Raw genomic sequence first — 15831 nt, forward strand, 5'->3', positions numbered from 1 at the left:
TGAACACGACCATGAGTTCGAATCAGGCCTTCTTCAAGCAGCTTTCCCGCTACTACACCTTCTACACCGGCGGCTTCATCGCCTTCGTGATCGTGGTCGGAATACTGGAATTTGCCGGGGTGCCCAACAAGATCCTCGGTTATCTCTTCCTCTTTGCCACCATCCTGCTCTACGCCGGCATCGGCTTCATGTCCAAGACGGCGGACGTGGGGGAGTACTACGTGGCGGGGCGGCGCGTTCCGGCGCTGTTCAACGGCATGGCCACCGGCGCAGACTGGATGAGCGCAGCCTCCTTCATCGGCATGGCGGGCACCCTGTACCACTCCGGCTATGACGGCCTGGCCTTCATCATGGGCTGGACGGGGGGCTACTGCCTGGTGGCGCTCTTCCTGGCGCCCTACCTGCGCAAGTTCGGGCAATTCACCATTCCCGACTTTCTGGGGGCCCGTTACGGCGGCAACATCCCGCGCTTCATCGGCGTGGTCGCGGCCGTCACCTGCTCCTTTACCTACGTCATCGCCCAGATCTACGGCGTCGGCATCATCACCGCACGCTTCACTGGCCTGGAATTCCAGATCGGCGTCTTCGTCGGTCTCGCCGGCATCCTGGTCTGCTCCTTCCTGGGGGGCATGAAGGCGGTGACCTGGACCCAGGTGGCCCAGTACATCATCCTCATCGTCGCCTACATGATCCCGGTGGTCTGGCTTTCGGTGAAGCACACCAACGTGCCGGTTCCGCAGGTGGCTTACGGCTACGTCCTGCAGAAGGTCACCGAGCGCGAGAAGGTGCTCAACGACAAGACCAGCGAGGTGGGGGCCAAGGAAGAGAGCGTGCGCCAGATCTTCCGCGACCGCGCTGCCGCAGCGGAAGCCAAGCTGAAGGAACTGGAGGCCTCCGGGCCGACTTTCCTGGCGGCGGAAAAGGACAAGGCCGCGGCCAAGGTCGCCGAGCTCAAGGCCGCCAACGCCGACGCCAAGGCCATCGAGGCGGCCGAGAAGGCGGTCAAGGACTTCCCGGCTGACGTGGCCGCCGCCAAGGCACAGTGGAAGAAGGATGCCGACGGCGCCAAGGCCAAGGCCGCTCCGGTCAAGCCCCACGCCGAGGCCTTCCCGGCCAAGGATGACGCCGCCCGGGACGTGGCCAAGAAGAACTTCCTCGCCCTGGTGTTCTGCCTCATGGTGGGGACGGCCGCACTGCCGCACATCCTGATGCGCTTCTACACCACGCCTTCGGTACAGGAGGCGCGACGCTCGGTGTTCTGGTCGCTGTTCTTCATCTTCCTCCTCTACTTCACCGCCCCGGCGCTCGCTGTGCTGGTCAAGTACGAGGTCTACAGCAACCTGGTGGGAACCGCCTTCGCGCAATTGCCGGCGTGGGTCTCCAACTGGGCGGCGGTGGACAAGACGCTGATGGCGATCACCGACATCAACAAGGACGGCATCGTGCAACTGGCCGAAATCACCATCGGCGGCGACCTGGTGGTGCTGGCGACCCCCGAGATCGCAGGGCTGCCCTACGTGATCTCCGGCCTGGTGGCGGCGGGCGGCCTGGCCGCGGCGCTGTCCACCGCCGACGGTCTGCTGCTGACCATCGCCAACGCCCTGTCCCACGACGTGTATTACAAGATGATCGATCCCAATGCGCCGACCACCCGCCGTCTGGTGGTGTCCAAGGCGCTGCTCCTGGTGGTGGCGCTGCTTGCGGCCTATGTCACTTCCTTGAAGCCGGGGGACATCCTCTTCCTCGTCGGGGCGGCGTTCTCGCTGGCGGCATCGGCCTTCTTCCCGGCCCTCGTGTGCGGGGTGTTCTGGAAGCGGGCCAACAAGCTGGGGGCCATCCTCGGCATGCTGGCGGGTCTGGGGATCTGTGCCTACTACATGTACATCACCTACCCGTTCTTCGGCGTCAATGCCCCCAAGTGGTGGGACATCAACCCCATCTCCGCCGGCATCTTCGGCATCCCCGCCGGCTTCATCGGCATCATCGTCGGGACGCTCATCAGCCCGGCGCCGTCCAGGGAAGTCCAGGAACTGGTGGACCATGTCCGCTACCCGAACCTGGAAGGTGACCTCAATACCCAGGGCAGCTGATGCCGCTTGCCCATCAAGGTAAAAAGCCCGCTTCGGCGGGCTTTTTTTCAGAAGGGAAGGTCCTGCACCAGGTGGCGCAGATCGCTGCGCTCCGTGTCGCGGATCAACTGATTGCTGCGTCGCGGGTCGAAGGCGCGCAGGTGCTCGACGACGCCCTTGACCCGATCCGGATTGAGGGCGTGGTGCTGGGCCATGCCCAACTGGTACCAGACCTCGCCGGCCATGGGTTGCAGCCGGGCGGCCTCTTCAAGAGCGGCGGCGGCCTCGCCGTGGCGGCCCTGGGCGGCCCGGGCCATGCCGAGGCCGTACCAGGCGCGGTCCAGATTCGGGCGGATACGCACAGCCTCGGCGAAGGCCTCGGCCGCTCCGGCCGGGTCGCCGCCCTGATCGAGGGAAAAGCCCAGGTTGAAGCGGGTCTCCGCGTCGTCTGGCTGCAAACGAACCGCTTCCTGGAACCAGTGTATGCTCTCGCGCCAGCGTTTCGCCCGGGCGGCGAGGTAGCCCAGATTGCGGGCTGCCGAAGCATCCGGAGCGTGATGAAACGCCGCAACGTAGGCTTCAAAGGCCAGATCGGTCTGGCCCAGGAAGTGAAACAGCCAGCCGCGGGTGGTGTAACGCCAATGCTCGAAATTCATGGGGCGGGAAGGCTCCGGTCGAACAGGGTCGGCGGACCGACCCGGGATTGAGGAAAGCGTCATGGTATCCAGCCAGTTGTTCATTGTCAGCGTGTTGCGCGCCCTGGTCGAAGTGGCCGGGCTCTTTCTCCTCGGCCAGGGCCTCCTCTGGGTTCTGGCCGGCGCAGGGCGCGAGCGCAATGCGGTCTACCGTCTCTTCCAACTCCTCACCAGGCCGGTGGTCCGCGCGGTGCGGGCCCTTGCGCCCAAGGTCATCCTGGACCGCCACATTCCCGTGGTCGCCTTCTTCCTTCTCTTCTGGCTGTGGATATTTCTCGCCTACCTGCGCCGCCTCATCTGCGACGCCAACGGAATCGCCTGCGGCTGAAGGGCCGTGTGCCGTTGCCCGCAAGCCCAGGCGGCTGTTGGTGTTGCCAGGTAGTTCTGATAGAATGCGCCGCTTCGCGGAGAGGTGGATGAGCGGTTTAAGTCGCACGCCTGGAAAGCGTGTGTGGGTTAATAGCCCACCGCGGGTTCGAATCCCGCCCTCTCCGCCAGGATTATAAGAAAACCGCCTATCCAGGCGGTTTTTTTTCGCCTACACCTGCGTGTCTGCGCGGGTTGCTGCGGGTTCAAGCGGGATCGCCGGGAACTGGCCGAATGGGTCGCCTCGCTGCGACCCGACGAGGTCGTCATGGACAGCACCGGCATCTACTGGAAGAGTCCGTATGCGGCGCTGGAGGCGGTCGGCATTCGCGCGAAGGTGGTCAATGCGCGGCACGTCAAGAACGTCCCGGGGCGCAAGACGGATGTCGGGGACGCCCACTGGCTGGCAACGCTGGCGCGCGCGGGTCTGCTGCGCGGCTCGTTCGTGCCGCCGGCCAAACTGCGCAAACTGCGCCTGATTGCCCGGCAGCGGCAGAAGCTGGTCGGCCAGCTGGCCTCCGAGAAGAACCGGCTGCACAAGGTGCTCACCGACAGCGGCGTTCGCCTCGGCGTCGTGGTCAGTGATCTGCACGGCCAGTCGGCCCGGGCCATGGTCAAGGCGATCATTGCCGGGCAATCGCCTCAAGAAGTCCTCCGGTTCGCCAGCCGTCGGCTCAAGGCCAGTCGTGAGGAACTGTTCGACGCCTTGCAGGGCGAGCTGACCGCCAGTCACCGGTTTGTGCTCGATGAACTGATGGGCCATGTCGAGGAGATCGAGGCCCGCATCGCCCGCTTCGACGCCCGCCTGCTGGGCGAACTGGAAGCCGAGCGCAATACCCTGGCGCTGCTTCAAACCATCCCCGGCGTCGATCTGATCGGCGCGGCCATGCTACTCGTGGAAATCGGCACCGACATGAACGCCTTCGGCAGCCCTGACCGTCTGGCCTCTTGGGTGGGCATCTGCCCCGGTAACAACGAGTCTGCCTGCAAGCGAAAGTCCGGCCATGTTCGCAAGGGCAACCTCTACGTCCGTCGCCTGCTCTGCGAGTTTGCCCATGCCGCCAGCCGCACCACCTCGGTGTTCAAGTCGAAGTTCCAGGCGCTCGTCGTCCGCCGCGGCTACAAACGAGCCATCATCGCCATTGGCCACAAGATTCTGCGCACCCTCTACTTCATGCTCAAGCGGCGCGAACATTACCGGGATTCCGCCACCGACTATGAAGCGCTCTCCGTCCAACGTAATGCCCCGCGCTGGATCAAGGCCCTCACCAAGTTCGGCTTCATCGCCCCAGCCACCGCCTGATCGCTTCGCCGATTGCTGCGCCTCGCCTTTCCATGACCCTCATCGGTCAGCATTGCGCTCGCCCTCGGAGGCATCTCTTTCACGCTAAACATCACAACACACCGCGCAGGTTTCACTTTCGCCCCTGACTGCCAAAGCGTATGATGTACAGAATACTGCACATCTTGTGTGGTTCAGGAGGCCATCATGGGTATTTCCGCAAGCGACGTTATTCCCCTCTCGCACGCCAGAGCGAACTTCTCGGAGCTGGCCGAAGAGGTTAAAGCAGGTGCCGAGAAGATCATCACCAAGAACGGCGAGAGCTATATCGCCCTGATCGACGCCAGCCGTCTGGACTACTACCACCAACTGGAACGCGAGCGCATTCACCTGCTGTTGATCGACGATGCCTCCAAGGGGCTCGACGATGTGGCCGCTGGCAAGGTGAAGGATGCCCGTAGCGTGATCCAGTCCATCAAGCGCCGCCGTAGCGCCTGATTTGCGGCAGGGTCAGCTTGTGGCGAAAAAACCTGTCGTCAAATTCACTGCTAATTTCGAGCGCAACCTCGAAGGCATCGAACTTTTCCTGACCGAAGTGGAAGCACCGCAGGCCTTCGGCGGCTTGCTGGATGAACTGCTCGACACGGTGATCCCCAACCTTGAGCGCTTCCCGGGAATGGGTAGGCCATTTTTGGCCCGCCAAGCGCGCTCCGTCGAGACCACCAATGCCTTGGCGACGCTACGCGCAAAGTTGTTGGCGCTGACACCGGACGCGGATGCCTTGCGCGAATACGTCCTCAAGGATTACCTGCTGCTCTACGCACCGATTGGCGGCGCGATTTACCTGCTCGCCATCAGGCATCAGCGGCAACTTTCGTTCGACTTTGAAGGCCACTGGGGACGATAAACCAACGCCATAGTACTTGCTCCTGCTCCTGCCACTGCCACTGCTCAGCTTCAGGCAAGCCAGGGCGACCCCTCCCAGCAGGGGCGCGACCCGGCCCGCAGCAGCTTCGACTCCGGTCGCACGCGGCAGCCGGGCCGGTCGACTTGGACTTACTGCTTGATCGCTTCCAGGGAGATGTTCAGGGTGACCTCGTCGCTGACGTAGGGCACGCTCTTGCTGACGTTGAAATCGCTGCGCTTGATCTTGGTGACGGCGTTGGCGCCGATGGCGTCGCGCTTGACCATGGGGTGGGGCTGGGCGGCGAAGTGGGTGACGGCCAGGGTCACCGGCTTGGTGACGCCCTTGATGGTGAGGTTGCCGTCGATGGAGACCGGCTTGTCGCCTTCGAACTTCACCTGGGTGGATTTGAAGGTGATGGTCGGGTGATTGGCCGTATCGAAGAGTTCCGGCCCCTGGATGTGTTCGGCGAACAGGGCTGAGCCGGCATCGACGGACCTGGCATCGATGCTGATGTCTACCGATCCGCTGCGGGCGGCCTTATCCCAAACGATGGTTCCCGTGGTCTTCAGGAAGCGGTGGGTCTGGGTGCTGAAGCCCAGGTGGTTGTAGCTGAAGCTGGGGTAGGTGTGGGTGCCTTCGACGGCATAGGTTTCCGGTGCGGCAAGGGCGGGGAAGGCCAGGGTGGCGGTCAGGGCGGCGAGGGCGAGGCTTTTCTTCATGGGTTTCTCCTTGTGAGGATTGATTGCGGGGGATTACTTGCGGGGGATTACTTGCGGGGCGCCGCGACGATGCGGAACTTGATGTGAACTTCGTTGGCGACGGTGGAAACGTCGGACCAGACGCCGTCGCCGACGGCAAAATCGAGGCGCTTCAGGGTGAAGGCACCGTCGAACACGCCGTTGCCCGCTTCCTGGCGGAAGCTCATGGGCGCGACGATGTCCTGGGTCTTGCCCTTGATGGTGAGCTTGCCGGCGAGTTCGTAGCGTTCACCCCCCAGGGGCTTCACTGCCGTGGAGACGAAGCTTGCGCCGGGAAAGGCCTTGAGGTTGAACCAGGCCTTGCCTACCACTTCGTCGTTGGCGTCCCTGGATCCCGCATCCACGCTGGCCAGGTCGAGTTCGAAGCGGGCGCTGGCGGCGGCGGGTCTGGCCGGGTCGAAGCTCAGGCTGGCCGAGAATTTGCGGAAGCGCCCCTCCACGGGAACGCCCATCTGGCGCGAGACGAAGCCGAGGCTGCTCTTGTCGGCGAGGAATTCGCCGTATTCGACCGCGTGGGCGGCGGGGGCCGCCAGGGCGAGGGCGGTGGCGAGGGAAAGCAGGCGGGTCATGGGCTTCTCCGGATCAGGGTTGCTTGGCGAGAAAGGGCAGCATGCGGGCGAGGATGTCGTCCTTGTCGATCAGATGGTGCTTAAGGGCGGCGCCGATGTGGGCGAGGACGAGGAGGAAAAGGGTGCCGTTGAGCCCCATGTGGACGCCCTTGAGCATGTCCCCCAGGGCTTCGTCCTTGCCCAGCAGATCCGGCAGGGGCAGGACGCCGAACCACACGGTCTGGAAGCCCTTGGCCGAACTCATGAGCCAGCCGGATAGCGGAATCGCCAGCATCAGCAGGTACAGGAGGTGGTGCAGGCCATGGGCGGCGGTCTGCTGCCAGCGCGGCATGGCGGCGGGCAGGGGCGGCGGCCGGTGGCCGATACGCCAGGCAAGCCGGGCGAGAACGAGCAGAAAGGCGGTGACTCCGGCCCATTTGTGCCAGGAATAGACCTTGAGCTTCCAGGGCGAGAGGGGCAGGTCGTGCATGTAGGTCCCTACGGCGAAGAGGCCGAGCAGCAGGAAGGCCATGATCCAGTGCAGGGCGATGGCGGTGGAGGTGTAGCGCAGGGGGGGCATGGTGTTCTCAGGAGAGTCGGGCAGGGCGGAAGGCGTAAGCGTCCATGGCCAGGATGCCGTGGTCGACGCCGGCGTGAAAACGCTCGCGCCGGCTGTGCGGCCCGCCGGCGCCCAGGGCGACGAAGAGGGGTAGCAGGTGCTCCTCGCTGGGGTGGGCGCGCCGGGCGGCGGGCGCTCGCTGGCGGTAGTCGACGAGAGCGGCATCGTCGCCGCGCTCGACGCATTCGTGTATCCAGGCGGCAAATTCGTCCACGTAGGCCAGGGGCTCACCGCCGGTGGCTGCGCCCAGGCGGAAATCGGCCAGGTTGTGGGTCAGGTTGCCCGAGGCCAGGATCAGCACGCCCTGGTCGAGGAGTCCCCGCAGGGCCCGGCCCAGGGCCAAGTGCTCCCGCGCGCCCCGGCCGCCGAGCAGGGAGAGCGGAACGACGGGAATGTCGGCCTCCGGATACATGAGCATGAGCGGCGTCCAGGCGCCGTGGTCCAGCCCTCGGTCGGGTTCGCTGGCTGCTTGGAGGCCGGCTTCTTGCAGGGCGCGGAGGACGGCGGAGGTCACGGCCTGGTCACCCCGGGCGGGATAGCGCAGGCGGTAGAGTTCGGGCGGGAAGCCGTGGAAATCATGCAGGGTCTCCGGCGCTTCGGCGTACCCGACCGTGGGACGTTCGGCCTGCCAGTGGGCGCTGACGACGACTATGGCCCGGGGCCGCGGCAGGGTCGCGGCGAAACGGGTCAGGGCAGCGCCGGCCGCCCCGGGTTCCAAGGCCAGGGTGGGCGCGCCGTGGGGAACGAAGAGGGCGGGAAGCGGCTGTGAAGACGTGGGCATGATGCTTGGTGGCTAGCGCGCGCCAAAGAGTTCCTGCACCAGGCAGGGGAGCGGGCGGGGCGGACGGCCGACCAGGGCGGCGAAATCGTCGCTGACCCGGTCGAAGCGGCCCTGGGCCACGGCGCTGTACATATTGGCCACCGCCCGGGCCAGCCAGGAGGGCAAGCCGTGGGCGGCCAGGGCTGCGGCGCAGGCGTCCTCGCTCACCGGCTGGTAACGTAGCGGGCGGCCCGTCACCCGGGCCACGGCGGCGGCCACTTCGTGGTAGTCGTGGGTCGTCTGGCCGGTGAGTTCGTAGACCGGCTTGGCCAGGGCGGGGGCCAGGGTGGCGGCGGCGATGGCCTCGGCCAGTTCTGCGCGGCTGATGAAACTGGCTTTGCCCTCGCCGGCGGGCAGGTCGAAAACGCCGCTCTCGGCGGCGCCGGCCACGGCCATGGGCAGTAGCTCCGCGTAGAGCGGATTGCGCAGGGCGGTCCAGGCCAGGCCGGAAGCGGCCAGATCGGCCTCGGTGCAGCGATGGACGGCGGCGAACTCGGCGGGCGAATCCGCCGCCACGTCCAGGAAGCTGGTATAGACGATGCGCCCGACGCCGGCCGCACGGGCGGCGGCAATGGCCGCCCGGTGCTGGGCGATGCGCTGCTCCCGGGGGCCGTCGGTGGATACCAGCACCAGGGTGGCGGCACCAGCAAACGCGGCGGGCAGGGTTTCGGGCCGGTCGAAATCGCCGCTGCGCACGCTGAGTCCCCGGCTGGCGAGGTCCGCTGCCTTGCCGGGATCGCGAACGCTCGCTGCGAGGCCGACGGGGGTGCCCTGGCGGGCGATCAGGTGTTCCACGATGGAGCGGCCGAGTTGGCCGTTGGCGCCGCTGACGACGATCATGACGATTTCCTTGAACGATGCGATGGACGAACTGTAGGCCTGAAATTGGCTTTCAAATAGGAGACAATGTAAACATCACTGTTGCAAAGAATGGGGTAAATCAAATGGATCGTCTGGCGGCCATGGAGGTCTTCGTGCGGGTTGCCCAGCAGGGGAGTTTTGCCGCAGTCGCCCGCCAGAAGGACGTGCCCCGCTCGGCGGTCACCCGCCAGGTTGCCGCCCTGGAGGCACAACTCGGGGTACGGCTCATCGCCCGCAGCACCCGCAGTCTCAGCCTCACATCGGCCGGCGTCGCCTATCTGGAGCGCTGCCGCGAAATCCTCAACCTGGTCGAAGCGGCCGAGGGCAGTCTGGCCGGGGAGGGGGCGGAGCCCCGGGGGACGCTGCGGCTCAGCGTTCCGCTCAGCTTCGGCCTGCGCCACCTGGTGCCCCTGCTGCTCGATTTCGCGGTCACCTACCCGGAGATCGCCGTGGAGACGGATTTCACCGACCGGCGGGTCAAACTGATCGAGGAGGGCCTCGATCTGGCCATTCGTATCACCGCCCGCCTCGACCCCCTCGACGTGGCTCGTCGCATCGGCAGCACCCGTCTGTTGACGGTGGCCTCGCCCGAGTACCTGCGCCGCCACGGCGAACCCTTGCATCCCTCCGAACTGCTCGATCGGGAGTGCCTGATCTACCTGCCTGTGCAGCAGGCGGGCTGGTCCTACCTGGTGGAGGGGGAGATGCGCACCTACCTCGTGGGGGGAAGATTCCGCGCCAACAACGGCGATGCGCTTCTGGAGGCCAATCGGCGCGGCCTGGGCATTTCGGTCCAGCCCAGCTTTCTGGCCGCCACCGCCATCGAGGCGGGTTGGGTACGGCCCATCCTCACCGCCTATCCCATGCCGGAACTCGGCATCTACGCCCTCCTGCCCGGCAATCGCTACGTGCCCCGCCCGGTGCGGGTGCTGATCGACTATCTGGCGGAACGCATCGGCAGCCGGCCTTATTGGGAAGCCGGGCTGCCGCCCGCGGGGGCGGTACATCCGCCGGAAGCGACCAGTGCCGGGCGGGAGGGAGCGCCTATTTGAGTCCTTCTGCCGCCAGGGCGGCCTGGACGGCGGGGCGGGCGGCCATGCGCGCCTGGAAGGCCAGCAGCGCGGCAAAGGCGGAGGTCTCCACCGCCAAGGGCTTGGCCCAACGGCTCACCGTGTAGAGGTAGGCATCGGCCACCGTGAACGGGGCTCCCAGGAGATAGTCGCGGCCGGCCAGGGCGGCGTCGACGAAAGCCAGCCGGCGCGCGAGGTTGGCCCGGGCCGCCGCCTTCCAGTCGGCCGAGGCGTCGGGTTTGAAGAGGGGGCTGAAATTTTTGTGGATCTCGGTGCCGATGAAGGTCAGCCATTCCTGCACCCGGGCCCGTTCCAGGGTACCGGCGGGGGGCAGCAGCCCCGCCGCCGGCTTCTGGTCCGCCAGGTGCTGCACGATGGCAGGGCCTTCAGTGAGTATCTGGCCGTCGTCCAGTTCCAGGGCAGGAACGTAACCCTTGGGGTTGACGGCGTAGTAGTCGTCCCCATTGGAGACAAGGGTGTGGGTCTTGAGGTCGACCCGTTCCAGGTCATGGGGCAGGCCCAGTTCGCAGAGGACGATATGGGGCGAAAGGGAGCAGGTTCCGGGGCTGTAGTAGAGCTTCACGAGTGTTTCTCCTGGTGGGGGGCGCATCCGTCGGAGGATGGGAAGCGGCGCTGCTGCGGCGTTTAAGGGCCGCGTTCCTTGGTCGCTTGCCGAGCCGGATCGCGGCGCATTCTGGGCGTGGAACTCGGCGGGGCGCGGGACCGGCGGGCCTGGGTTCGACCGCGCAAGCCGACAAAGTTCTCTCCTCGGCCGGGATTGTGCTTGAATGCCAGTATGGATCGTCATCCCCGCTTCTCCCGCGCCTGGGCCGTTGTTGCCGCTTTTCTGGCCGCTCTCGCCTTCGGCCCGCCGGTCGCCGCCGCCCCTCCTGTCGAGCGCCTGCGTCTGCCCCCGGGGTTTGCGGTTGAAACGGTGGCCCGCGTTCCTGACGCCCGGGCCATGGCCCTGGGTGCAGGGCGAACGGTCTACGTCGGTTCCCGCGATGCGGGGCGGGTCTACGCCGTGCAGTTCGACGCGGGCTGGCGCAACGGACGGGTCAAGGTCATCGCTTCCGGCCTGGAAATGCCGGTGGGGGTGGCGTGGCGCCAGGGCCAGCTCTATATCTCTGCCGTGGATCGCATTCTGCGTATGGACGACATCGACCGGCGTCTCGACCAGCCCCCCCGTCCCCAGGTGGTTTTCGATCGTCTGCCGCGGGAAAGGAGCCACGGCTGGAAATTCATCGCCTTCGGACCCGATGGCAGCCTTTACCTGCCGGTGGGCGCCCCGTGCAACATCTGCGAGCCAGGGGAGAACTACGCGGGAATCTTTCGCCTGGGAACCGACGGCTCCAATCTGGAACCGGTGGCCCGGGGCGTGCGCAACAGCGTGGGGTTCGACTGGCATCCGGCCACCGGGGAGCTCTGGTTCACCGACAACGGCCGCGATGGGCTGGGGGACGATGCGCCCGCCGACGAACTCAATCGCCTGGAGCGGCCCGGGCAGCATTTCGGCTACCCCTACTGCCATGCCGGCACCCTACCCGACCTGGAATTCGGAGCCCAGCGTGCCTGTAGCGCCTTCGCGCCGCCGGCACAAAAGCTGGGCGCCCACGTCGCCCCCCTGGGCCTGCGCTTTTACCGCGGCAATGCCTTCCCGCCGGAGTATCGCGGCCAGATATTCATCGCCGAGCATGGTTCCTGGAACCGCAGCCGCAAGGCGGGCTACCGTGTCACCCGGGTCCGCCTGGAGGGAAGTCGTGCGGTGGAATATGAACCTTTCATCACCGGCTGGCTGGAGGGCGAACGGCCCTGGGGCCGGCCTGTGGACCTGCTCGAACTTCCCGACGGCTCTCTCCTGGTTTCCGACGACCTGGCGGGAGCCCTGTACCGTGTTACCCACACCCCTGGAAAAGTCCCCGCGCCATGACCCGAAACGCCCTCTCCACGGAGGACTTCGATCGTCTCGAAGCCCTGCTCGACAGCCCCATATTCACCGAAGGTACCCTGCGGCTGGATGAAATCCAGGCCTTCCTCTGCGCCGTGGTCAGCGCGCCGACGGCGGTGGCCCGGGAAGACTGGCTGGCGGAAATCCTTGGCCCGGGGGGCGAAGCCAGCCCGGAACGGGTGGAGCTGGAAGGCCTCCTGGGCCGCCTGCACGACGAGATCGGCGCCAGCCTCGCCCAGCGCGACGGCCTGGTGCTCATCCTCTACCCCCTCGACGAGACGAGCGATGAGGACGACTACGGCTCCTGGGCCGACGCCTATATCCATGGCTGCGGCCTCGCCGGCGACTGGTTCGAGCACGCCGGACGCCACGCCGACGACCTGGCCGAACTCCTGGAGCCCCTCTTTCTCCTCAACGGCGGCCTGCGGGAAGATGTCGAAGCCGCCGGTGAGCGCTGGTTCTCGCCCCAGGAAGAAGCCCGGGTGATGGGCGAGGCAGCCGACGACTTGCCCGACATCGTCCAGGCCCTCTACGACTTCTGGCAGAGCAAGGCGGGCTTTACCGCCGTGCGGCATGAAGCGCCCAAGGTGGGCCGCAACGATCCCTGCCCCTGCGGCAGCGGCAAAAAGTTCAAGCAGTGCTGCGGACGGCCCAATCGGCTGAATTGAGGGCCCGCTGCCGATCGGGATGAATGCGTCGATGCAGCCATCCTGAAGGCCTCACACGGTGCAGCACGGTGGGGAAGGGGCGCGCTGCGGGGCCGCACAAAAAACAAAAGCCGGAGCGGGGCTCCGGCTTTTCGGCTCTGTTGGGGTGTCGGCGACTTAGGCGGCCTTCTTGCCCTTGGGAGCGGAGACCTTGGCGGCCTTCAGGGTCGCTTCGGTGGCGGCGGCAACGCTGGCTTCGGCGGCTTCGACGGCTTGCTTGGAGGCCTTGGAAAGGTTCTCGTAGGCATCGTTGGCGGCGGCGACGGCAGACTTGACGACGGCGACGGCAGCTTCGGAACCGGCGGGGGCGTTGGCCAGGGCCTTCTCGACCAGACCGTTCACCTTGGCGCTGGCTTCAGCGACCTGGGCTTCGACTTCCTTGGCGATCTTTTCCTTGGCTTCGGTGGCGATGGCGTAGACACCGCGGGAGTACTCCAGACCCTTTTCCAGGGCGGGAGCGGCCAGGCTCTGTTGCAGAGCGACCAGGGACTGGACGTCCTTGGCGCCGAGGAGGGCGTTCACGTTGGCGAAGGAGGTTTCGACCAGGGAACGGGCGGCGTTCAGGTTGAGGGCGGCGAGGCGCTCGACGCTGTCCAGGGTGGTGTTGGCCAGCAGGACGGCGGAATCGATACCGGATTGGGCGAGTTCTTGGGGCTTGACGGACATGGTGATCTCCAGTGACTAAGGTTGAAAAAGAGGTTTAAAGTCTGCGGCGATATTGTTGCGCCGCACCATGGAGACAATTTTATTCACGGGAGGGCGCTTGTCAAGCACTTTTTGTGCATCGCACCAAAGTCTTGATCCAGGTCAATGGCAATGGGGGTAAGCCACGATTCCACAGGCCATTTGGCCAATTGAAGGGTCTTGATATCAGAGCAATTCGGTGTCGCTGTGGGTATAGGCTGGCGCACAGCAGCAAAGTATGGTCAGGGGCTCTTCGCCCAGGTTTTCGATGCAATGCGGCATGCCCGGCGGAATGAGGATCGTGTCCCCTGTCGCGACCGGGAAGGATTCTTCCCCGAGGACCATGCGGCCACGGCCGCGGGTGAGGTGGTAAATCTCTTCTGTCGTCCGGTGGCGATGGAGGCGGGTCGCGCCTCCCACGGGAACTGTCGCCTCGGCCAGGCTTTGCTGGCGCACGGGGTGGGCGTCGGGATGGAGCAGTTCGCGAATAGCGGAGCCATCCAGGGTGGTGTAGGAGGCGATGGCGTCGCGTCGGGTGAGCACGCTCATTTCCCGCCCCAGGGCTGGACCGGCACAGTCGAGATGGCGTTGGCCGGAGCGCCCTCGATGATCTTGCGGCTGATGGCCAGATAGACGAGGACATTGCGCCGGGTATCGACGAAGCGGGTGATCTTGGTTTCCTTGAACAGGATCGAGGTGTCGTCGGAGAACACGACCTCGTCCTTGGGCAGCCTGGGCGGCAGGGTGATGGGCCCGATCTGGCGGCAGGCCAGGGAGAACTGGGAGGGGTCTTCGGCGAGGCCGAAGGTGCCGGAGACGCCCCCCGTGCGGGCCTGGCTCACATGGCAGGTGACCCCCGGCACCTTGGGGTCGTCGAAGGCGTAAATGCACACGCGGTGATTGGCGCCGATGAGTTTCCAGGTGGTGGTGACGCAGCCCACCTCCTCGGCGCCGGCCGGTCCCGCGCAGGCGAGGGCGAGCAGGGGGGCGGCCAGGTGGCGCAGGGGGGCGGGGTGGCGCGCAGGAAGCTTCATGGGGCTCTCCGGAAAGGGGCGGACAGGGGAAGCAACTGCCCGGCGTGTTTGGCGAGAATGCGGTAGATGTCCCGGTCGAAGGCCGGCGGCGGGGCGGCGAGGAGGGCGTGGATGTCGTCCTCTTCCCGCACGCTGCCCAGGTGGCGCCAGGCGTCGATGACGTGGGCCGTTTCCCCCTCGCGCAGGAGGGCAGGGCCGGGATGGGGCCAGGAAACCAGTTTCAGGCCGGCCAGGGCGCTCACCAGGCGCACCGTATGGCGGGCGAGGGACTCCTTGCCCACACAGGCCCCCTTGCAGTGGCGCACTTGGTGGGCGAAGCAGGGTTTGTCAGGGGCGGCGGGCTCCAGACCGGTGAGCTTGAGGCAGAGCTGATGGGCATCGGCCAGGGCGCGCAGGGCTGCCTGGGCCTCCCGCGCGTGTTTGAACAGTCCGTAACAGGCCAGGGGATGACGGAAATCCAGGTCCGCCGCCGCGAGCAGGCGGGGGCGCAGCCAGCCTTCGCCCTCATCGTTCAGGGTCCAGGTGCAGACCTCCTCGTTCTTGCGCAACTGGCGGTTGTGGGAGGGGCGCAGGCGCTTGACCAGGCTGGCCTCCAACAGGAGAGCACCGATCTCCCCGGCGGTCTCGATGATCTCGATGCGCGTCACCTGGCGGGCCAGGGCCATCTCCCGGGCCGCGCTGTGGTCGGCGGCAAAGTGCGAGAGCACCCGGCGGCGCAGGTCCTTGGCCTTGCCCACGTAGAGCGGCAGATCGTTTTCGCCGTGGAAGAGATAGACGCCGGGCGTATTGGGCAGGTCGTCCACTGCGGTGGGGTCGAGTCCCGGCGGCAGGCTGGGGCGGGCATCGAGCTTCGCCACCACCGCGGCCAGGGCCTCGGGCCCCGGGCTGGCCTGGAGCTTCTGCCAGAACTGGTGGATCAGCCGGGCGTCGGCCAGGGCCCGGTGACGGCCGTTCACGACCAGACCATGGCGTTCGGCCACGCTGTCCAGGTTGTGCCGCTTGTGCTCCGGAAAGAGGCTGCGGGAAAGCTTGACCGTGCACAGCACCGGCGCCCGGAAGGGCAGGCCCAGGCGACGGAATTCGTTCTTGAGGAAGCCGTAGTCGAAGCGGGCGTTGTGGGCGATGAACAGCCGCCCGGCCAGGCGGCGCAGCACTTCCTCGGCCACCGCCGAGAAGGGTGGGGCATCGGCCACGAGGGCGTTGGAAATGCCGGTGAGCTGCTCGATGAAGGGGGGGATGCGGGTGCCGGGATTGACCAGTTGCTGCCACTCCTCGACGCGTCCGTCGGCGTCGACGGCGACGATGCCGATTTCGGTGATGCGGTCCTGGGTGGCGGTGGCGCCGGTGGTTTCCAGGTCGACGAAGGCGAGGGGCTGCATGGGGCGATTGTCGCATGGGCGGGGCGGACTTCGCCCGGGAGGCAGGACTGGTTAGGAGCGGTTGGAGCGCGCGCTCCGGTAGTT

18 protein-coding genes, 1 tRNA gene and 1 pseudogene are annotated in these 15831 nt (G+C 66.3%); 9 read left to right on the plus strand and 11 right to left on the minus strand.

The features are described from left to right. Nucleotides 1-11 precede the first annotated feature (11 nt). Nucleotides 12-2090, plus strand: a complete 2079-nt coding sequence (locus IPM73_06215; protein ID MBK8917647.1) for a cation acetate symporter — start codon at nt 12-14, stop codon at nt 2088-2090. A gap of 47 nt (nt 2091-2137) precedes the next feature. Here the strand turns inward: IPM73_06215 and IPM73_06220 are convergent, their stop codons facing one another. Then, nucleotides 2138-2725 carry a tetratricopeptide repeat protein gene (locus IPM73_06220; protein ID MBK8917648.1) on the minus strand — a complete coding sequence of 196 codons (588 nt, stop codon included), beginning with the start codon at nt 2723-2725 and terminating at the stop codon, nt 2138-2140. A gap of 61 nt (nt 2726-2786) precedes the next feature. Here IPM73_06220 and IPM73_06225 point away from each other — a divergent pair, with 61 nt between their 5' ends. The 5 genes and pseudogenes from IPM73_06225 (at nt 2787) to IPM73_06245 (ending at nt 5319) form a co-directional block, all read left to right on the plus strand. Further along, nucleotides 2787-3092: a hypothetical protein gene (locus tag IPM73_06225; GenBank protein ID MBK8917649.1), complete on the plus strand. Its 306-nt coding sequence runs from the start codon at nt 2787-2789 to the stop codon at nt 3090-3092. Nucleotides 3093-3170: 78 nt separating this feature from the next. Continuing rightward, a tRNA-Ser gene (locus IPM73_06230) sits at nt 3171-3261 on the plus strand. 74 nt (nt 3262-3335) lie between these two features. Next, a pseudogene (locus tag IPM73_06235) lies at nt 3336-4433 on the plus strand (IS110 family transposase). Nucleotides 4434-4619: 186 nt separating this feature from the next. Next, nucleotides 4620-4910: a type II toxin-antitoxin system Phd/YefM family antitoxin gene (locus tag IPM73_06240; GenBank protein ID MBK8917650.1), complete on the plus strand. Its 291-nt coding sequence runs from the start codon at nt 4620-4622 to the stop codon at nt 4908-4910. 19 nt (nt 4911-4929) lie between these two features. Then, complete coding sequence (locus IPM73_06245; GenBank protein ID MBK8917651.1) at nt 4930-5319, plus strand: type II toxin-antitoxin system RelE/ParE family toxin; 390 nt, start codon at nt 4930-4932, stop codon at nt 5317-5319. 149 nt (nt 5320-5468) lie between these two features. Here IPM73_06245 and IPM73_06250 read toward each other — a convergent pair whose 3' ends face one another. From IPM73_06250 to IPM73_06270, 5 genes are read right to left on the minus strand one after another with little or no spacing between them, the layout of a single operon-like run. Continuing rightward, the gene (locus IPM73_06250) at nt 5469-6038 is read right to left on the minus strand and encodes a YceI family protein (GenBank protein ID MBK8917652.1); all 570 of its coding nucleotides are present in this window, start codon (nt 6036-6038) and stop codon (nt 5469-5471) included. Nucleotides 6039-6085: 47 nt separating this feature from the next. Continuing rightward, nucleotides 6086-6646, minus strand: a complete 561-nt coding sequence (locus tag IPM73_06255) for a YceI family protein (GenBank protein ID MBK8917653.1) — start codon at nt 6644-6646, stop codon at nt 6086-6088. A gap of 13 nt (nt 6647-6659) precedes the next feature. Further along, nucleotides 6660-7205: a cytochrome b gene (locus IPM73_06260; protein MBK8917654.1), complete on the minus strand. Its 546-nt coding sequence runs from the start codon at nt 7203-7205 to the stop codon at nt 6660-6662. Nucleotides 7206-7212: 7 nt separating this feature from the next. After that, nucleotides 7213-8025 carry a dioxygenase gene (locus tag IPM73_06265; GenBank protein MBK8917655.1) on the minus strand — a complete coding sequence of 271 codons (813 nt, stop codon included), beginning with the start codon at nt 8023-8025 and terminating at the stop codon, nt 7213-7215. A 12-nt stretch (nt 8026-8037) separates the two neighbouring features. Next, nucleotides 8038-8904, minus strand: coding sequence for an NAD(P)H-binding protein (locus tag IPM73_06270; protein MBK8917656.1), 867 nt, complete (start codon nt 8902-8904; stop codon nt 8038-8040). A gap of 104 nt (nt 8905-9008) precedes the next feature. Here IPM73_06270 and IPM73_06275 point away from each other — a divergent pair, with 104 nt between their 5' ends. After that, nucleotides 9009-9977, plus strand: a complete 969-nt coding sequence (locus tag IPM73_06275; protein ID MBK8917657.1) for a LysR family transcriptional regulator — start codon at nt 9009-9011, stop codon at nt 9975-9977. On the opposite strand, the gene gstA is transcribed toward IPM73_06275, so the two are convergent. Continuing rightward, nucleotides 9970-10578 (minus strand): glutathione transferase GstA, encoded by a 609-nt coding sequence (gene gstA, locus IPM73_06280; protein MBK8917658.1) that lies wholly within the window; start codon nt 10576-10578, stop codon nt 9970-9972. The two genes, IPM73_06275 and gstA, sit on opposite strands and share 8 nt — an antisense overlap. 213 nt (nt 10579-10791) lie before the next feature. On the opposite strand from gstA, the gene IPM73_06285 reads away from it, so the two are divergent. Together IPM73_06285 and IPM73_06290 are read left to right on the plus strand one after the other, a co-directional pair. Continuing rightward, the gene (locus IPM73_06285) at nt 10792-11925 is read left to right on the plus strand and encodes a sorbosone dehydrogenase family protein (protein ID MBK8917659.1); all 1134 of its coding nucleotides are present in this window, start codon (nt 10792-10794) and stop codon (nt 11923-11925) included. Beyond that, nucleotides 11922-12611 (plus strand): UPF0149 family protein, encoded by a 690-nt coding sequence (locus IPM73_06290; GenBank protein MBK8917660.1) that lies wholly within the window; start codon nt 11922-11924, stop codon nt 12609-12611. Before IPM73_06285 ends, IPM73_06290 begins: the two co-directional genes overlap by 4 nt. Before the next feature lie 156 nt (nt 12612-12767). Here IPM73_06290 and IPM73_06295 read toward each other — a convergent pair whose 3' ends face one another. From IPM73_06295 to IPM73_06310, 4 genes are all read right to left on the minus strand, one after another. Beyond that, complete coding sequence (locus tag IPM73_06295) at nt 12768-13316, minus strand: phasin family protein (protein ID MBK8917661.1); 549 nt, start codon at nt 13314-13316, stop codon at nt 12768-12770. Nucleotides 13317-13520: 204 nt separating this feature from the next. Continuing rightward, nucleotides 13521-13883, minus strand: coding sequence for a cupin domain-containing protein (locus IPM73_06300; protein ID MBK8917662.1), 363 nt, complete (start codon nt 13881-13883; stop codon nt 13521-13523). Further along, nucleotides 13880-14368 (minus strand): CreA family protein, encoded by a 489-nt coding sequence (locus IPM73_06305; protein ID MBK8917663.1) that lies wholly within the window; start codon nt 14366-14368, stop codon nt 13880-13882. The genes IPM73_06300 and IPM73_06305 overlap by 4 nt, the downstream gene beginning before the upstream one ends. Further along, on the minus strand, nt 14365-15747 hold the full coding sequence (locus IPM73_06310; GenBank protein ID MBK8917664.1) for a 3'-5' exoribonuclease: 1383 nt from the start codon (nt 15745-15747) through the stop codon (nt 14365-14367). Before IPM73_06310 ends, IPM73_06305 begins: the two co-directional genes overlap by 4 nt. Nucleotides 15748-15831 lie beyond the last annotated feature (84 nt).

The sequence above is a fragment of the Betaproteobacteria bacterium genome (genome assembly GCA_016720065.1).
Lineage (GTDB): Bacteria > Pseudomonadota > Gammaproteobacteria > Burkholderiales > Rhodocyclaceae > SSSZ01.

Coding starts and splice junctions, on each gene's coding strand:
- IPM73_06220 (MBK8917648.1), bottom strand. CDS start 2,725: ATGAATTTCGAGCATTGGCGTTACACCACCCGCGGCTGGCTGTTTCAC.
- IPM73_06215 (MBK8917647.1), top strand. CDS start 12: ATGAGTTCGAATCAGGCCTTCTTCAAGCAGCTTTCCCGCTACTACACC.
- IPM73_06310 (MBK8917664.1), bottom strand. CDS start 15,747: ATGCAGCCCCTCGCCTTCGTCGACCTGGAAACCACCGGCGCCACCGCC.
- IPM73_06260 (MBK8917654.1), bottom strand. CDS start 7,205: ATGCCCCCCCTGCGCTACACCTCCACCGCCATCGCCCTGCACTGGATC.
- IPM73_06290 (MBK8917660.1), top strand. CDS start 11,922: ATGACCCGAAACGCCCTCTCCACGGAGGACTTCGATCGTCTCGAAGCC.
- IPM73_06225 (MBK8917649.1), top strand. CDS start 2,787: ATGGTATCCAGCCAGTTGTTCATTGTCAGCGTGTTGCGCGCCCTGGTC.
- IPM73_06285 (MBK8917659.1), top strand. CDS start 10,792: ATGGATCGTCATCCCCGCTTCTCCCGCGCCTGGGCCGTTGTTGCCGCT.
- IPM73_06250 (MBK8917652.1), bottom strand. CDS start 6,038: ATGAAGAAAAGCCTCGCCCTCGCCGCCCTGACCGCCACCCTGGCCTTC.
- IPM73_06270 (MBK8917656.1), bottom strand. CDS start 8,904: ATGATCGTCGTCAGCGGCGCCAACGGCCAACTCGGCCGCTCCATCGTG.
- IPM73_06305 (MBK8917663.1), bottom strand. CDS start 14,368: ATGAAGCTTCCTGCGCGCCACCCCGCCCCCCTGCGCCACCTGGCCGCC.
- IPM73_06240 (MBK8917650.1), top strand. CDS start 4,620: ATGGGTATTTCCGCAAGCGACGTTATTCCCCTCTCGCACGCCAGAGCG.
- IPM73_06275 (MBK8917657.1), top strand. CDS start 9,009: ATGGATCGTCTGGCGGCCATGGAGGTCTTCGTGCGGGTTGCCCAGCAG.
- IPM73_06295 (MBK8917661.1), bottom strand. CDS start 13,316: ATGTCCGTCAAGCCCCAAGAACTCGCCCAATCCGGTATCGATTCCGCC.
- IPM73_06255 (MBK8917653.1), bottom strand. CDS start 6,646: ATGACCCGCCTGCTTTCCCTCGCCACCGCCCTCGCCCTGGCGGCCCCC.
- IPM73_06300 (MBK8917662.1), bottom strand. CDS start 13,883: ATGAGCGTGCTCACCCGACGCGACGCCATCGCCTCCTACACCACCCTG.
- IPM73_06265 (MBK8917655.1), bottom strand. CDS start 8,025: ATGCCCACGTCTTCACAGCCGCTTCCCGCCCTCTTCGTTCCCCACGGC.